Origin of the sequence: Rhizobium sp. C104, assembly GCF_022354505.1 — a bacterium.
Taxonomy (GTDB): Bacteria; Pseudomonadota; Alphaproteobacteria; order Rhizobiales; family Rhizobiaceae; genus Rhizobium; species Rhizobium redzepovicii.
This window is the reverse complement of sequence record NZ_CP092354.1, coordinates 72,794-89,766: the sequence shown is the minus strand read 5'-3', so window position 1 is coordinate 89,766 and position 16,973 is coordinate 72,794. Positions and strand designations below refer to the sequence as shown.

General features: G+C 59.1%; 15 protein-coding genes and 2 pseudogenes. 13 read left to right on the top strand and 4 right to left on the bottom strand.

Annotation, left to right across the window (positions count from 1 at the left end; genetic code table 11):
* Positions 1-63 precede the first annotated feature (63 nt).
* The 13 genes and pseudogenes from MF410_RS34380 to MF410_RS34320 all read left to right on the top strand — a co-directional run bounded on the left by MF410_RS34380 (position 64) and on the right by MF410_RS34320 (position 13,500).
* Positions 64-2,154 carry a hydantoinase/oxoprolinase family protein gene (locus MF410_RS34380; RefSeq protein ID WP_239621269.1) on the top strand — a complete coding sequence of 697 codons (2,091 nt, stop codon included), beginning with the start codon at positions 64-66 and terminating at the stop codon, positions 2,152-2,154.
* A complete protein-coding gene (locus MF410_RS34375; RefSeq protein WP_239621268.1) occupies positions 2,154-3,917 on the top strand; it encodes a hydantoinase B/oxoprolinase family protein in 1,764 nt (587 codons plus the stop codon). The genes MF410_RS34380 and MF410_RS34375 overlap by 1 nt, the downstream gene beginning before the upstream one ends.
* A gap of 56 nt (positions 3,918-3,973) precedes the next feature.
* Positions 3,974-4,870, top strand: a complete 897-nt coding sequence (locus MF410_RS34370) for an NAD(P)-dependent oxidoreductase (RefSeq protein ID WP_239621267.1) — start codon at positions 3,974-3,976, stop codon at positions 4,868-4,870.
* A gap of 37 nt (positions 4,871-4,907) precedes the next feature.
* Positions 4,908-5,606, top strand: coding sequence for a CoA transferase subunit A (locus MF410_RS34365; RefSeq protein WP_239621266.1), 699 nt, complete (start codon positions 4,908-4,910; stop codon positions 5,604-5,606).
* Between the two features lie 19 nt (positions 5,607-5,625).
* Positions 5,626-6,256, top strand: a pseudogene (locus MF410_RS34360) (3-oxoacid CoA-transferase subunit B).
* Between the two features lie 73 nt (positions 6,257-6,329).
* Positions 6,330-7,511 carry an acetyl-CoA C-acetyltransferase gene (locus MF410_RS34355; protein ID WP_239621264.1) on the top strand — a complete coding sequence of 394 codons (1,182 nt, stop codon included), beginning with the start codon at positions 6,330-6,332 and terminating at the stop codon, positions 7,509-7,511.
* A 15-nt stretch (positions 7,512-7,526) separates the two neighbouring features.
* Positions 7,527-8,024, top strand: coding sequence for a UPF0262 family protein (locus tag MF410_RS34350; RefSeq protein WP_239621262.1), 498 nt, complete (start codon positions 7,527-7,529; stop codon positions 8,022-8,024).
* 43 nt (positions 8,025-8,067) lie between these two features.
* Positions 8,068-9,513 (top strand): Glu/Leu/Phe/Val dehydrogenase, encoded by a 1,446-nt coding sequence (locus MF410_RS34345; RefSeq protein ID WP_239621261.1) that lies wholly within the window; start codon positions 8,068-8,070, stop codon positions 9,511-9,513.
* 136 nt (positions 9,514-9,649) lie between these two features.
* Positions 9,650-10,765: an extracellular solute-binding protein gene (locus MF410_RS34340; protein WP_239621260.1), complete on the top strand. Its 1,116-nt coding sequence runs from the start codon at positions 9,650-9,652 to the stop codon at positions 10,763-10,765.
* Positions 10,762-11,277, top strand: a pseudogene (locus MF410_RS34335) (ATP-binding cassette domain-containing protein); the annotation flags it as partial. The gene MF410_RS34340 and the pseudogene MF410_RS34335, both read left to right, overlap by 4 nt.
* On the top strand, positions 11,263-11,874 hold the full coding sequence (locus MF410_RS34330; protein WP_345774749.1) for an ABC transporter ATP-binding protein: 612 nt from the start codon (positions 11,263-11,265) through the stop codon (positions 11,872-11,874). The pseudogene MF410_RS34335 and the gene MF410_RS34330, both read left to right, overlap by 15 nt.
* Complete coding sequence (locus MF410_RS34325; RefSeq protein ID WP_239621259.1) at positions 11,867-12,718, top strand: ABC transporter permease; 852 nt, start codon at positions 11,867-11,869, stop codon at positions 12,716-12,718. Before MF410_RS34330 ends, MF410_RS34325 begins: the two co-directional genes overlap by 8 nt.
* Positions 12,715-13,500, top strand: coding sequence for an ABC transporter permease (locus MF410_RS34320; RefSeq protein WP_239621257.1), 786 nt, complete (start codon positions 12,715-12,717; stop codon positions 13,498-13,500). The genes MF410_RS34325 and MF410_RS34320 overlap by 4 nt, the downstream gene beginning before the upstream one ends.
* Positions 13,501-13,669: 169 nt before the next feature.
* Here the strand turns inward: MF410_RS34320 and trbI are convergent, their stop codons facing one another.
* The 4 genes from trbI to MF410_RS34300 are packed head-to-tail and all read right to left on the bottom strand — an operon-like array spanning position 13,670 to position 16,966.
* Positions 13,670-14,968: an IncP-type conjugal transfer protein TrbI gene (gene trbI, locus MF410_RS34315; protein ID WP_239621256.1), complete on the bottom strand. Its 1,299-nt coding sequence runs from the start codon at positions 14,966-14,968 to the stop codon at positions 13,670-13,672.
* A 12-nt stretch (positions 14,969-14,980) separates the two neighbouring features.
* Entirely contained in the window at positions 14,981-15,442 is a 462-nt protein-coding gene (gene trbH, locus MF410_RS34310) for a conjugal transfer protein TrbH (protein WP_239621255.1), read from the bottom strand.
* Positions 15,442-16,287 carry a P-type conjugative transfer protein TrbG gene (trbG, locus tag MF410_RS34305; RefSeq protein ID WP_239621254.1) on the bottom strand — a complete coding sequence of 282 codons (846 nt, stop codon included), beginning with the start codon at positions 16,285-16,287 and terminating at the stop codon, positions 15,442-15,444. The genes trbH and trbG overlap by 1 nt, the downstream gene beginning before the upstream one ends.
* Positions 16,288-16,303: 16 nt before the next feature.
* Entirely contained in the window at positions 16,304-16,966 is a 663-nt protein-coding gene (locus MF410_RS34300) for a conjugal transfer protein TrbF (RefSeq protein WP_239621252.1), read from the bottom strand.
* Positions 16,967-16,973: the final 7 nt, after the last annotated feature.

Here is a 16,973-nt window from a genome sequence, read left to right as displayed (position 1 = left end):
CGCACCTAAGGCGCGTCAACTGATGCGGACAATTCAAAAAACAGAGATCTTCAAGGAGTCGAAATGAGATTAGCGTGTGACACAGGGGGAACGTTCACCGACCTCATGGTTGAGGGTGATGATGGCTCGCTCAGAATGTTCAAATCATCTACCGTTCCATCGGATCCGGCACAAGGCATTCTGAACGTCTTGACCCTTGCGGCCACGGATTTCGGCCAGACGCTTTCCGAATTCCTAGCTACCTGCGGAACGTTCATCCATGGAACGACGCATTCGATCAACGCCATCATCACCGGCAATACTGCTAAAACGGCTTTCCTTACCTCTCTGGGGCACCCTGAAATCCTTCTTCTGCGCGAAGGCGGACGTGCGAGTGCCTTTCCAGATCACATCAGCTATCCCGAACCCTATGTCCCGCGTGCTTTGACGTTTGAAGTGCCTGGTCGGCTTTTGAGCGACGGCTCGGAGGACACACCGCTTGACGAGGTCGCCGTCATGGCGATCATAGAGAAACTCAAGAAGCAGAACATTGAAGCTGTCGGCGTCTGCCTGCTTTGGTCGATCGTCAATCCAGCACACGAAGTTCGCGTTGGCCAGCTCCTGGCGGAGCATCTGCCAAACGTAGCTGTAACGCTGTCTCACCAGCTTAACCCGTCGATGCGGGAGTTTCGACGTGCGTCCTCAACCTGCATGGACGCCTCATTAAAGCCGCTGATGGGCAAATATCTTGGTCGTCTCGAGACAAGGTTACGCGAATCCGGGTTCAACGGTCGACTGCTCGTCCTCACGTCTCAGGCAGGTATGATCGACTCCGAGGCGCTGGCGAAGACACCCATCCACTCGCTCGATTCCGGCCCCTCGACGGCGCCCGTCGGCGGGCGGCACTTCTCGGTGCTTGACACTGGCAATTCCACCGCGATCATCAGCGATACCGGCGGAACCACGTACGACGTGAGCCTCGTGCGTCACGGCGCCATTCCGACGACCCGCGACATGTGGATCGGTGAGCCCTATATCGGTCACAATACCGGTTTTCCCTCCGTCGACGTCCGGAGCATCGGCGCCGGGGGCGGCAGCATCGCTCATCTTGACCAAGGCGGGATGCTGCACGTTGGCCCGAAAAGTGCTGGTGCAATGCCTGGCCCGGCCTGCTTTGGAAACGGCAACACGCAGCCGACATTCACGGACGCTTGCGTCGTTCTTGGATACATTGATCCCGAATACTTCCTTGGCGGTCGGATGAAAATCGACGCGTCCCTGTCGCGCGCCGCCGTCGACAATACGATCGCTAGCCCGCTTGGCGTGTCAGTGGAAGAAGCAGCCGCGGCAATCGTCGATATCGCCACCGAAAACATGGTCCAGGCGATCGAAGAAATCACCGTCAATCAGGGTATCGACCCCTCGGGAGCGACCCTGATCGGCGGCGGCGGAGCGGCCGGACTGAATTCAGTCTTCATCGCAAAGCGGCTGAATTGCCAGGATCTGCTCTATCCCGAGACGAGCGCGACCTTGAGTGCCGCTGGAGCGCTCATGTCAGACCTTGCTGCTGATCATCAGTTGACCGGTTACACGATTTCCGATCGTTTCGACCGTGAGAAGGTCAATCGTATCATCAGCGATCTCAAGGCGAAGTGCGACAGTTTCAGTTCTGGGCCCGGCAAGGGTGCGCTGGAAACGACGGTCCAGTATTTCGTCGAAGCAAGGTACGAAAAGCAGGTCTGGGAAGTGGAACTCCCGCTGCCGAGGGATTCTTTCAGTTCGAACGCCGAAGTTGACGCCCTGATCGAAGCGTTTCACGCCAAGCACCGTGAGATTTTTACGTTCGATGACGTGAACTCTCCCGTCGAATTCATCACCTGGATTGCCCGAGTTCGTTGCCGGTTCCGCGACGCGGCACTCGGTCGGCTTTCCAACGCATCGACTGGTGATCGCCCCAGCCACAGGCCTTGCTACTTCAGCGGCTATGGGACCATCGAAACGGCGATCATGTCGTCGTCCACGATGCGCGTCGGCGAGGAATACCACGGACCGGCAATCTACGAATCGCCGTTCACCACGATTGTTATTGACCCGACCTCATCCTTCAGCCTGACCGGTTCCGGAAGTGTACTCGTCAGAGCTGGTGCGATTGGTACCGGCACGGAGAAAGCATAATGTCCTTGTCAGCAAATATTTCCGCAGCACAGATGTCGATCTTGTTCAACCGGATCGGTGGCATCAATCGAAAGATGGCGAGCACCATCCTACGGACGGGACGTTCGGGGGTGTTGAACCGCGCGCGCGATTTCTCAACCTGCATTCTCACCGCCGACTGCAAGCTGTTGTACTCCGCGGACGCCATTCCGATCCACACGCTGTCCGGTCCGGACCTGATGGCTAAATCCATGCTGGAGTTTCATCCGAAGCTCAAAGCGGGAGATGCCTTCATCCATAATTCGCCCTATCACGGCAACTCCCATGCGGCGGACCATGGGTTCATCGTCCCCGTCATCGATGATGAAGGGGTCCACCGGTTCACCATCGTTACAAAGGCGCACCAGGCGGACATCGGCAATGCGGTTCCATCAACCATGGTGGCAACAGCGAAAGATGTCTACGAAGAGGGCGCTCTCATCTTCCCGTGCGTGCAAATTCAGCGGGACTATAAGGACATAGACGACATTATTCGTATGTGTCGCACTCGTATCCGAGTGCCTAATCAATGGTACGGCGATCTCCTGGCGACGATAGGCGCAGCCCGAATCGGCGAAACAGAACTGCTCAACCTTGGTAAGGAAATTGGTTGGGACAAGCTTTCCGCGTTTGTCGAGCAATGGTTCGACTACTCGGAAAAACGCATGATTGATGCCATCGGTAAGCTCAAAAGCGGTTCCATCGTGATGCGGTCTCAACATGATCCATTCCCCGGGACCGGCCCTGATGGTGTGACGGTCACCGCGAAGGTGACGGTCGATGCGGATGCCGCTATGGTCGATATCGACTTCCGTGACTGCCCCGATGCGTTACCAAGCGGCCTTAATCTCACCGAAGCGACTTCGCGGACTGCCGGCATGATCGGCGTGTTCAACTCGATCGACGGCTCCGTGCCGAAGAACTTTGGCAGTTTTCGAAGAATTCGCGTCCATCTTCGCGAAAATTGCGTCGTTGGCATTCCGCGCCACCCAACCAGTTGCTCGCTTGCGACGACGAACCTCGCGGACCGCGCCGGTAACTGCGTCCAGATGGCGATCGCGGAGATTTCTGAAGGCGCCGGGATGGCGGAAGTCGGCTACAGCCTCTGCCCGACAACCAGCACCGTATCGGGCGTCGACCCGCGGGACGGCAAACCCTATGTCAACATGGTTTTCCTCGGCCACACCTCCGGCGCCGCAGGCGCCTACTCTGATTGCTGGCTAACCGTGTTGAACGTCGGTTGCGGCGGTATTTGCAACATTGACGGCGTCGAACTTTCGGAGCTCTTCCATCCCCTCGTGGTGCGTGAAAGGCGCCTCCTGACAGATACCGAGGGAGCAGGCCGCTTCCGCGGGGCACCAGCAATTCGGGTCGAATATGGTCCGGTTGGTGCGGACATGACCTTCATCTTTGCCAGCGACGGCACCGACCATCCGCCGCGCGGAGTTCGGGGAGGTGGATCAGCGCATGGAGCGGGTCAGTTCGTTCGACACTTGAACGGTGAGGTCACGCAGATTGATAAGGTCTCTAATATTACGTTGAAGGCGGGCGAAAACATGATCGGGATTGCCTGCGGCGGCGGCGGATACGGAAATCCCGTCGAACGTGATGTCGATCTCGTGCTCAAGGATGTGGCCGAAGGCTGGATCTCTAAAGAGCGGGCGCGAGACATCTACAAGGTTGCTATCGTCGACAACGTCGTCGATGCGCAAACGACCAACGAATATCGAAACACGGCCCACTAACTCGCATGGAAGCCATGTTGCCGGTTGGCCCGGCAACATTGCTGGAGGAGAACTGCATGCAAGTTGATAGCGTACGTCGCGTGGCTGTTGTGGGCGCCGGGAGCATGGGAAGCGCCTTGGCAGAGAGTCTTTTGCGGGAGGGATTCGACGTCAGTGTCTGGAACCGAACCGCTGAGAAGTTGGTGCCGCTTGTCAAGCTTGGCATATTCACTTCGACGGATCTGAGCGCAGTTATCGAGCGCTGCGATTTGCTGGTTGTCTGCATCTCAGACCATGCCACGACCGAAAAGCTGCTTCTTGTGGATCGTCCAAGACAGGCCCTGCGAGGTAAGATCCTGGTGCAGCTTACAACGATCACCCGCGGTGAATCTGAAAAAATGGCCGCTTTATGTCAGGTGGAGGACATCCTCTATTTGGATGGCGCCATTATGGGCTTACCGCAGCGCGTCAGAGATGGAGAGTGCATCATCGCCTATTCGGGTCCGCGCGCGGTCTACGCTCACTGCGAACACGTTCTACGCGCGCTCGGCAAAAGGCCCATGTTCATATCGGAGAGCTACGGCGCAGCCCCCGATCTTGAGCTCGCGCGGTTTTCTTACATCTATGGTTCCTGGCTTGCCTATTTCCAAGCCCTTGCCTTCTGCTCGGCGAGCGGTTTGCCGTTGGACGTCATTGTGGAAATCATCGACAACGGGGAACACATCCGCAACAGAACGACCAAGCGTTACGGAGATGCCATCATAGAGCGCGATTACACTGCTCAGGGAGCTACGATCGACGTTCACGCCGCTGCGTTCAAGCTCGTTTCCGAACAAGCAAATTCGTTGAATATGAGGGCTGATTTGATCCAGCTGATGAGCCGCCTGTTTGATGAAGCGAAAGCCAAGGGCTTTGGGCAGAAGCAGCTTCCGGCTCTTTTCGAAATCATGGCTGAAAGCAGCCAGGGCGCGTAGCGGCGCCAAGCAACAAAATCAAAAACTGTGGGTCACTATGAAGAAAACTTACGACAATCCGACGTCGGCCCTCGAGGGCCTGCTGTTCGACGGCATGTTCATCGCCGCGGGCGGTTTTGGCCTGTGCGGCATACCGGAACTGCTGATCGATGCGATCCGTCAGGCGGGTACCAAAGACCTGACGATCGCGTCAAACAATTGCGGCGTCGACGACTTTGGGCTGGGCGTGCTGCTGAAGACCAGGCAGATCAGGAAGATGATCTCGTCTTACGTCGGCGAGAACGCCGAGTTCATGCGCCAGTATCTGAGCGGCGAACTGGAGCTCGAGTTCAATCCGCAGGGAACGCTGGCCGAGCGGATGCGGGCTGGCGGTGCGGGCATTGCCGGCTTTTATACGAAGACCGGCGTCGGCACCGTCGTTGCCGAGGGTAAGGAGACGAAGGCCTTCAACGGCGAGACCTACGTTCTTGAGAGCGGGATCGTCGCGGACCTCTCGATCGTCAAGGCCTGGAAGGCCGACACAACGGGCAACCTCGTCTTCCGCAAGACGGCCCGCAACTTCAATCCGCCGGCCGCCACCTGCGGCAAGATCTGTGTCGCCGAAGTCGAGGAGATCGTGCCTGCCGGCAGTCTCGATCCCGACCATATCCATGTACCGGGGATCTACGTGCATCGTCTGATCCAGGGCCAGCACGAAAAACGCATCGAACAGCGCACCACGCGCGCGGCGGCTTGAAGGGCAGGAGAGAAGAGATATGGCCTGGGACAGAAACCAGATGGCAGCGCGCGCTGCCCGCGAACTTCAAGACGGCACCTATGTCAATCTCGGCATCGGTATTCCGACGCTGGTCGCCAACTACATCCCTGAAGGCGTCCACGTGACCCTGCAGTCGGAGAATGGCCTGCTCGGCATCGGCCCCTTTCCGACCGAAGGTGAGATCGATGCCGACCTGATCAATGCCGGCAAGCAGACGGTGACGGCACTGCCGCATTCGGCCTTCTTCGAACTCGGCGCAGAGCTTTGCGATGATCCGCGGCGGCAAGATCGCCATGGCGATCCTCGGCGCCATGGAAGTCTCTGAGAACGGTGACCTCGCCAACTGGATGATCCCGGGCAAGCTCGTCAAGGGCATGGGTGGGGCGATGGATCTGGTTGCCGGCGTCAAGCGGGTGGTCGTCGTCATGGACCACACCAACAAGGCCGGCGAATCCAAGGTGCTGAAGGCCTGCACCCTGCCGCTGACCGGACAAAGCGTCGTCGATCGGATCATCACCAATCTCGGTGTGCTCGACGTCGTCGATGGCGGACTGAAGCTGGTCGAGCTTGCCGAGGGCGTCACCGACGGCGAGATCCGCAGCGCCACCGAGGCGACCATCGTCAACTAGGCCAGAGAGCTTATTGCCGAGAAGTTGAAGCCGGTTCACTGCCGGCTTCGCAAGGACTGTAGAGGAGAATCCTATGAGCACCGCATCGATTGTCATCGCCAGTGCCGCCCGCACCGCGGTCGGCTCCTTCAACGGCGCGTTCGCCAATACGCCGGCGCACGAGCTCGGCGCTGCCGTCATCAAGGGCGTGCTCGATCGTGCCGGCGTCGAAGCAGGTGAGGTTGACGAGGTGATCCTCGGCCAGGTGCTGCAGGCCGGCGAGGGCCAGAACCCGGCGCGCCAGGCGGCGATGAAGGCTGGCATCCCTCAGGACAAGACCGCCTGGGGCATGAACCAGCTCTGCGGCTCGGGGCTTCGTGCCGTGGCTCTCGGCATGCAGCAGATTGCCGCCGGTGATGCGGACATCATCATTGCCGGCGGCATGGAGTCGATGTCGATGGCGCCGCATTGCGCGCATCTTCGCGGCGGCGTGAAGATGGGCGACTTCAAGATGGTCGACACGATGATCAAGGACGGCCTGACCGACGCCTTCTACGGTTATCATATGGGCATCACCGCCGAGAACATCGCCCGCCAGTGGCAGCTCACCCGCGAGGAGCAGGATGCCTTCGCGGTCTCCTCGCAGAACAAGGCCGAGGCCGCACAGAAGGCAGGGCGTTTTGCCGACGAGATCATTCCCTTCATCGTCAAGACCCGCAAGGGCGACGTCACTGTTGACCAGGACGAATATATCCGCCATGGCGCAACGCTCGACCAGATGACGAAGTTGCGTCCGGCTTTCGACAAGGAAGGCACGGTCACCGCCGGCAACGCCTCCGGTCTCAATGACGGCGCTGCCGCCACCCTGCTGATGAGTGAAGCACAGGCATCCAAGCGCGGCATCCAGCCGCTTGCCCGCATCGTCTCCTGGGCAACCGCCGGCGTCGATCCGCAGATCATGGGCACCGGCCCGATCCCGGCTTCGCGCAAGGCGCTGGAGAAGGTCAACTGGTCAGTCGGCGATCTCGATTTGGTGGAGGCGAACGAAGCCTTCGCGGCCCAGGCCTGCGCGGTCAACAAGGATCTCGGCTGGAACCCCGACATCGTCAACGTCAACGGCGGCGCGATCGCCATAGGGCATCCGATCGGCGCTTCCGGCGCCCGCGTGCTCAACACGCTGCTCTTCGAAATGAAGCGCCGCGGCGCCAGGAAGGGTCTGGCGACGCTGTGCATCGGCGGCGGTATGGGTGTCGCCATGTGCGTGGAAGCGATGTGAGGGGAGGGCAGGGCCATGGCCTCCGCCGAGTACCGTCTCTACGACGTATCGCTCGACCGATCGTTCGCAGGCCGGGACGCGAGAATTGAGCGGGAACAAGCGCTCGCGGTCATCGATCTCCTGGAATCCAACATATTCATTCCGGTCGGTCACAATGGCGGGCCTTATCGCCTCACGATTGCGGCGGCCGACGGGCGCCTGGCTCTGCACGTTGCCGATGATCAGGGCGAGCATGTCGTAAGTCACTACCTGTCGCTTACACCGTTCCGCAGACTGCTCAAGGATTACACCCGCATCTGCGAGAGCTACTACGACGCCATCCGTCACCCTGGTCCTGAGCGGCTTGAGGCGATCGATATGGGCCGGCGCGGCGTGCATAACGAGGCCGCCGAACTGCTGAAAAGCCGGCTGTCAGCGAAAGTGAACATCGACAACGACACCGCCCGCCGGCTGTTCACATTGATCTACGCCCTGCTCGTGCGCAATGCCGACCATCGAGTTCTGCTGAGCTGACACAGCTTCGGCCCGAAACTTTCCCACCAAGGAGGAACCCCAAGTGAACGCAATACCACAACGCAACGTGCAAGCCGGAGAAACCAGCTCCGCAGGCTTCCTGGACAGCGTTGATCAGAACTTCCGCCATGCGATGACGTTCCTCGACCTGCCGGAAGGCCTGTCGGAGCGGATCATGCAGTGCAACTCGACCTATACTGTTCGCTTCGGCGTTCGCTTGAGGGGGCGCATGTACAGCTTCATCGGCTGGCGATCGGTCCACAGCGAGCATTGCGAGCCGGTCAAGGGCGGCATCCGCTATGCGTCGAATGCCGATGCCGAAGAGGTCGAGGCGCTGGCAGCGCTGATGACGCTCAAATGCTCGCTCGTCGATGTGCCGTTCGGCGGCTCGAAGGGCGCGCTGAAGATCGATCCGCGCGAATGGACGCCGCAGGAGCTCGAGCGCATCACCCGCCGCTTCACCCAGGAGCTCAACAAGCGTGGCCTGATCGGCCCCGGCGTCAATGTACCGGCTCCCGACATCGGCACGGGCGAGCGGGAAATGGCCTGGATGATGGACGAGTTCCGCCGCGCCAACCCGACCGATGTCATCAACGCGCGGGCCTGCGTCACGGGAAAGCCGCTGTCGAAGGGAGGTATTGCGGGCCGCACCGAAGCGACCGGTCGAGGCGTGCAGTTCGCCATCCAGAGCTATCTCCGCGATCCGCGCACCGCCGGCTTGAACGGCGAGCGTGACCTGAAGGGTGCTGCGGTCATCGTCCAGGGATTTGGTAATGTCGGCTACCATGCGGCAAAGTTCCTCTCTGAAGAAGACTGCGCCCGGGTGATCGTCGTTGCCGAACGCGACGGCTACGTCGCAAACGCCGACGGTCTGGCGATCGAGGCGCTGAAGCAGCATCAGATCAAGACCGGCAGCATCCTCGGCTTCGAAGGCGCCACCTCGTTTGCCGGCGACATGACCGGCATCGAGCAGCCGTGCGACGTGCTCATTCCGGCGGCGATGGAAAACGCCATCCATGCAAGCAATGCAGACCGCATCAAGGCGAACCTGGTCGTCGAAGCGGCCAACGGTCCGGTGACCTTCGAGGCCGACAAGGTGCTGCGCACCCGAGGGATCACCGTTCTTCCCGATCTTTACGTCAATGCCGGCGGTGTCGTCGTCAGTTACTTCGAGTGGGTGAAGAACCTCACGCATATTCCCTTCGGTCTGATGGAACGGCGCCGGCGCGAGCGGCGCAATCAAACCATCGCAACGGCGCTCGAACGCATGACCGGCAAGGAATTCCCCGCCGATATCCGCGACGAGTTCCTCGAAGGCGGCGCTGAAATCGATCTTGTTCGTTCCGGCCTGGAAGACGTCATGCGCAGCACCTGGACACGCATCGCCGACCTCATCGAACAGCAACCGGAACTCGGTGACTACCGAACCGCCGCCTATGTCGCGTCGATCCGGCAGATCGCCGATGCCTATGAAGCGATAGGTATTTGAACATTCCGACTAATTAATTTTGTCACGCCCGAGCTGCTGACGTATTGACATTCTATGATCTTTGATCAAAGATCATAGAAATAGCTTAAAACGCCGTTCAGTGCGGGAACGCTGACGGACAACCTGGGAGAAAAAAATGAATCGTCGTGAATTCCTTGCTCGCCAAGGAGCGCTTCTTGGCGCCGTTGGTTTCGCTGCAGCTTTTCCTTCAATGACCGCACGAGCGGCAGCAAGTGCTGAAGCGCTGAACGTAACCCTCAAGTTTCTTGGTTGGCAGGGTTACGATGACCCGAAGGCAATGGGCCCACTTGCTGCGCAGGGTCTGACCCTGGATGCTCAATACATCACGGGCAATGCTGAGATTGTAACGAAACTCCGCAGCGGCGGAGTGGGGTCGATTGACGTTGTCACGCCCGGCATCAGTGCCATAGGGCCCTTGATTAGAACAAAGCTGGTCGAGCCGATCGATGCAACAAAACTGCCAAGCAGCGAGCGCTTTTTCAACCAGTTTCGTAACATGCCGTGGCAGCAGTCCAATGGTGAGAACTATGCTGTTCCAGTAAGTTGGAGTGACTATCCGCTGAGCTACCGGGCAGATCTCTTCAAAGATCTTCCTAAGAGGTGGGCAGATCTCGGTGATGAGAAATACCGTGGCAAGCTCATCACGCTAGACGACCCCGCAAACCTCTGGCTCTTTGCTCGGGCACTCTTCAAAACCACCGACTTCTCCAAGCTGACGAAAGCTCAGGTCAGTCAGGCCGCCGATGCTTTCATGCCGATCAAGGCGAACCTGACAACGATCGCGCCAAGCTTTGGTGACATTACTGACGTTCTGGCGCGCGGCGATGCGCAGGCAAGTGTGCTTGGATGGCGGTTTATCGACACAAAGCTGAAGGCAAAGGGCATTGACGGCGCGTCCTATGTTCCTCCGGAAGACGGTACATTTCTCTGGTGCGATTCATACTGCATCGCCGCCAAGGCTCCGCATCTGGAGCAGGCCTATGCGTTCCTCAATCAGATGCTTTCCGCAGAGGGCAACGCTATCATCGGCGCTGCAATCGGCTGTGGCGTTGTAAACGCTGACGCGGTCGCACTTCTGCCGGAAGACCAAGGAAAGCTCTATCCTTACGAAGATCTGCCAGCTTTCCTGGAAAAGAACACATTCTATATTCCGCCGGGTCTCGAGGCTGAGGGTGAAATCGCAACCATGCGGGATTGGACCGAAGCTTGGGAACGGATCAAGCTGTCATGATTTCGCAGGTAGCTGAAAATTCCGCAGTCTCGGTCCAAGGCGTCACTAAGGAGTTCGGGTCATTCACCGCCCTGTCGAGCATTTCGCTCGACGTGGCGCCCGGCCGCTTTGTATCTTTGCTTGGTCCGTCCGGCTGCGGCAAGACGACATTGATGCGCATCATTGCCGGGCTGGACCGGCAGTCAACAGGGCGCGTTGTGATCGCGGGGAAGGACTTGTCGCTGACGCCGCCGCATCGCCGCCCTGTTGGCCTCGTTTTCCAGCGATATGCGCTGTTTCCCCACATGACGGTAAGCCAGAATGTCGGGTTTGCTTTATCATTGCAACGGGTGGAGAAAAAGAAGGCTGCCGATCGCGTTGGCGAGCTTCTCGAGATCGTCAGGCTCAGCGCCTTTGCAGATCGGCCGATCGATCAGCTTTCCGGCGGCCAAGCTCAGCGCGTGGCGCTCGCGCGCGCTCTTGCTGCCGGACCACCGGTTTTGCTCCTCGATGAACCGATGTCAGCATTGGATCTCAAGCTTCGCCAAGCGATGCAGCTCGAACTTCGCCAACTTCAACGCAGCATCGGCGCGACCTTCCTGTTCGTCACACACGATCAGGACGAGGCGATGGTCATGAGCGACGAGATCGTCCTTATGAACAGCGGGACCATCGTTCAACGTGGCTCTCCTGAAGAGGTTTATAGCCGACCAAGAACTCTGTTTAGCGCAAAGTTTCTGGGAGAAGCGAACATCTTTACGGGGTCGCTTCGCCGAGAGGGAAATAAGTCCGTGCTTCAATCGCCTGTTGGAAACATTCGCTTCGATGCTCAAGGTGCTCGAGACACAGGGACTGGCCTCGTCTGCCTCCGACCCGAATCAATAGTGATTAAGGCGGCGCCGAAAGCCTCTCCTGTCGCGTCCGATCCAAATTCGGTAACAGGACAGGTTCGAGAGGCAATCTTTCAAGGCGCTTTCAGGCGCTACCTAGTTCAGGTAGGCGCGCAAAGCGTTATGGTCCAGCAACCGGTTTTGGCCGGCACAGGCTGCGCGTTCTCACAAGGCGACCAGGTTCTGCTCAGCTGGTCGGACAACTCAATCGCGCAAATCGAAGACGACACCAATGGTTAGGCAGTTTTATCTCATGGCTGCCCCGGCCAGCCTCTTCATGGCGGTCTTCTTCATTATCCCATGCGGTGTGCTATTCGCGTATTCTTTCGGTAGCACCAGCTACGCTGACATTTCGTTCGGAACCTCACCAGAGAATTACATCAAGATTTTTACCGACCCCTTGTTTCGTGAGATTCTGCTGCGGTCTCTTTGGATGGGATCGGCGATCGGGCTGGCATCGGTCCTACTTGCGTTTCCGCTGGCGTATGCGATTACACTCGGCCCGCTTAAGCGGGCAGGGACATTTATTCTGCTCCTGGTGATGGTCTCCCTATTCACAGCCTATATCGTGCGGATTTACGCATGGCGGTCGCTTCTTGGTCGCAATGGTGCGATCAGCCAGCTGTTGAGCTGGACGGGTGTCACCGAGGCGCCATTGGAAACCTTTGCGTATAGCAAAGCTGCCGTGATCGTCACTTTGACAAGCATCTTGGTACCGGTCGCTATACTTCCCCTCGTCTCGGCTCTTTCCGGAGTTTCCGCACAATGCATTGAGGCAGCAAAGAGCCTCGGAGCCACCTCGATCGGCGCATTTTTCCGGGTCACCGTCCCAATGGCCAGTCGCGGTATCGTGTCAGCGTTTGCGCTAGCGTTCGTCATCGCAGCTGGCGATTTCGTCACCCCTCAACTTCTCGGTGGACCCAAAGCGCAGCTTGCCGGGAACGCTGTCGTCGGCCGATTCGGTCTGTCATTTGACTGGCCGCTTGGGTCCGCAATTGCGTTCAGCTTGGTAATTTCCATGGGGATATTCTTGTGGGCGGTTACAGCTTTGCTGAGGCGTATTGGAATTAAGGATCGACCATGAATCAAGGACGTCTTTCAACTACTGCGTTTAGCTTATACACGGCGCTCCTGCTGGCATTCCTCTTCGCTCCCATCGCTATCGTGGTCCTTTTTTCCTTCGATGCAAAAGGACTTGCGGCTTTCCCTTTCGAGGGTCCGACGACGGAATGGTACATGTCTGTTGCGCGGGATCCGATCATGCGTAAGGCAGCGGTCAACAGTGTGTTCGTCGCGCTCGGCACCACCATCTGCTGCATGTTGATCGGCACTTCGGCAGCCTTTGCCATCGCCAGATTCAGATTCCGTCGCGCATCGCTGTTGGCTGGTTTGATGGCGCTGCCATTGCTCTTGCCGCACCTTCTGCTCGGTATCTCTTTGCTATCGTTCTTCACAAGCCTTGGGATCGGTCTTTCGGTATGGACCGCTATCATCGGGCACGTACTGATCACTTTGCCTTTCATGGTGTTTACACTCACTAGCCGAATTGCGAGCCTGGATCCGCAGATTCCTGAAGCAGCGGCAACACTCGGAGCAAACCCCGCTCAGGCGTTCTATCGTGTCACGTTGCCACTGATACGGAGTGCAATGGTCGGTGCGGCGCTTCTAGTTGTTGCGTGGTCGCTCGACGAGTTCAGCGTATCGTTCTTCACGATCGGATCCGACAATACACTTCCTATCGTGATTTGGGGTCAGATGCGTGCCGGCGTCAGCCCAACGGTAAATGCAATTTCGGCGCTAATGGTGCTAGCCACCACATTGCTGATCTATGTCGTACACCGATTCTCCGACATTCGCTTTCAGTAGAGTCGATGTCGCATCTGGCTGGCGGATCGATAACTCGACGGGCGAACGGCAGGCTCGCCTCGCCTGCGGCGAGACAGTTCTTCTCCCGCGTGCACTCCCGTTTATTCGGGAGTGCACCATATGGGCATCAGCCGCAGTGCCTCCCGCATGGGGTCGTTTCACCAAAAACCTACTTTCTGTACGACCCCGGAAACACAATGTCCTGATCAACTAGGACGTTGAACTTGTAGCCCGGCCTGATTTCGAGCGTCGGCTGGACATTCAGGTTTCGGCTGATCGTCTGTTCGGCAACCCGGCCGAAGCTCTCCGCGAAATTCCGTCGCGCCGCATCAGATGCGGTCTCCTGCGTGGCGAGCGTCGAGCTTTCCGGCATCGACGCATCGATCCCTGTCCCAATCAACGCGATCAGCGCCGCAGAGCCAAATGTCCGCCAATAGTGGTTGTTGACCTTGTCATTAAAGCCGCCATAGCCCTGTGCATCCGTGCCGGCCATGCCGCCGATCTGCAGCGTCGAGCCGTTGGGGAAAATCAGGTCCGTCCAGACCACCAGAACTCGGCTTTGCCCGAACGACACCTTGCTGTCGTAGCGCCCGAACAGTTTGGCACCTTGCGGAATCAGCAGCCTGTGGCCGGTGGCGCTGTCATAAACGTTCTGGCTCACCTGCGCCGTGATGCGGCCCGGAAGGTCCGAATTGATCCCGGTGATCAAGGTCGCCGGAATGACCGAGCCCCGCTTCAATTCGAAGCGCGATTGCTGCGGCACGACCCGGTTCGGCAAATAGCCCAGATCCTTGAGATCGCTGTTGAAGAAATCCTCCTTCGACTTCTGCCCGTTCTGATCGATGTCCTGCCCCAGGAGGCCGTTTCTCAGGGCGGCGGAATAGAGATCCGGGATGGATGTGGTCGACGCCGCCGTCGTTGTGTCGGCCGATCGCTGGTCGCTGGTCTTCGCACTTGCCTCCAGCTTGCTGCGATCGATGGCGAGCGGCGCATCGTAGGCGGCATCATTGGCCTGCAAGCGGGCCATTCGCTGGCGCTGCCGCTCGCGCAGATACTGCTCCTGTTGCTCCCGCTGCAGCCGCGCTCGCCACGCAGCTTCCGGTTCCAACGCCTGCTTCTGATCCTCCGTCTTAGTGGGTTGCGGCGTGAAGGGATTAGCCGCTTTGTCTTCCTTCTTCTCAACCGGCGTTGGCTGGAAGGTGACCTGCTGCTCCGTGTCGCCGATAATGCCATCGGTGATACCGCGCTTGATCTGATCGGCGAATGTTGAGGCAGGCGTTCCGGTGTTCGTCTCCAGTCCGGTGTCCTTGTTGAAGAACAATCCGCGGGAGGTTAGTCCGTAGAAAATGACGCCGAAGAAGGCGATCACCAGCACGACGACGATGATGATCGGCAGGCGGTTGATCCGGCGCATGCCGGATTGCGCCTCCTCGTTGGTGGCGCCGCCGAGCTTGAGCGATTGTACCATGATCCCCTCCCCTCACCCGCGCTTGAGCAGCGACAGCGCGCTTGCCGGCGTCGCCCCATTTGCCGTGACGGTATAGGCGCGACCAAGTTCGACATCGGACGTGGAAAGCCGTGCCAGCACCTGGCCCTCGAACGGCACGATCACATAGGCAACCGGGATGACCCTTTGCTTCTCGTCGGTCTTCTGGTCGGTGACGACGGCATAGCCCCAGCCCTTGAGTGCTGCTTCCAGCGCCTGTCCGAAGGGTGAGTCGTCCGGTTTGAGCGCCACGGTCGCCTTGCCCGGTCCGATTTGCTCGGCCAGGCGGCTCACCATATCGCCGGCGATCGCGCTTGCCGCCGGTCCGGAAATCTCCGGCGGCGCATCGCTGACGACGAGACCATCTGTGCCGACGTTCTGGCATCCGGAAAGGAGTAGGGCGATGAGGCCGGCGATTGCGAGCCGGCGGAAAGGCACAATCTGAGCTGCACTCATTACCGCCCTCCCCGCCTGATCGTCACCTTCTCCTGCTTCCAGCCGACGCCGGAGACCAGGACGGCCTTGTCGACATTGTAATCGACGATCATCATGTCGTTCTTCATCCGGTAATTGACGATCCGGTTCTGGCCGCCGGAAACGACAAACAGCACCGGCGCGTCCTGCCCGGAAATCCGGCGCGGGAACTGGATGTAGGTCTTCTGCCCGTCGCTAAAGACCCGCGTCGGCCGCCAGCCGGCTCGGCCGGAAACGGAATAGGAAAAGCTCAGCTGCTCGGCCGGCACATTGGCGCCAGGAATGGTGCTGGCCTCCAGTCTGGCATTCATGTCGGCGAGCTTGGTCGACACGTCCTCAGGGTACTCGAAGCCGACGCGCGCCATATACTGGGTTGGATGGGATTTGAGCTGGATATGATAGGTGCGCCGCGACGTCGTGACCACCATCGAGGTGACCAGCCCCGGTTCCGACGGTTTGACGATCAGATGGATCGCCTGCCCGCCAGCCGCACCCGAGGTGGCGGGCTCCACCTTCCAGCGCACGGTGTCGCCGACCAGCACGTCACGGACGACCTCGCCCGGCTGCAGTTCGATGTCGCAGACTTGCAGCGGCGAGCAGACGACGGACGGCTGTACCTCGCCATAGAGAAAAATGATCTTCCCATCGTCGCCCTTGGTCACGAGGCCGCGGGTGCCGCGCCACTTGCCTGAAATGTCGATGCCCTTTCTCTCGTTGGCGGAGACATCCTGAGCTCGAGCATCCGAAGAGAAAGCGGCTCCAGCGATCAAGCTGCATGCCAAGGTCAGAGCCAGCCTGGCGCGGCCATTTCGTATTGTCGTATTCATGCGGTGGCCATGCCTTTCAAAGCTGTGCAGTCCAGTCGAAATCCTTGAGGTAAAGACCGATCGGGTTGAGGCGAATGACGCCTTCGTCCTGGGGCGGGGTCAGCGTTACAGTGGCAATGCCGCGAAACCGGCGCAGAGCAGTCTCCTTGCCCTTGCGGTCACGTTCGAACTCGGTCCAGTCGATCTGGTAGGATTGATTGGAGAGCGCGACGATGTTGTTGACCTCGATGGCCACAGTCGCGTTCTTCGCCTTCTCGAACGGCGAGCTCGATCGAAACCAGGCATTGACCTTCTCGGTCGCCGGATCGGAGGTTCGAAGCAGCGCATAGGTGCGGTCGATATATTGCTTCTGCACCACGGCATCAGGCGTCACCGAGCGGAAGTTCGAGACGAAGCCGCCGAGCGTGGCGCGCACGACGCGCGCGTCCGCATATTCGATCTGTTGCGGGAAACCGGCTGTCGCTGCCGTTCCCAACTTGTCGACCTCGACGATATAGGGAACGAGCTTGACTTGCGTGCTCTGGTACAGGGCATAGGAGAAGCCGACGACCGCCATGAGCATGCCGGTGATGCCGACGAGCCGCCAGGCAGAGGCCGACTTCACATAGGATCCATAGCGCTCGTTCCATTCCTGGCGGGCGGCAAGATAGGGGTTATCGGGGGCACGATTGGCTGCCATCTTCCCG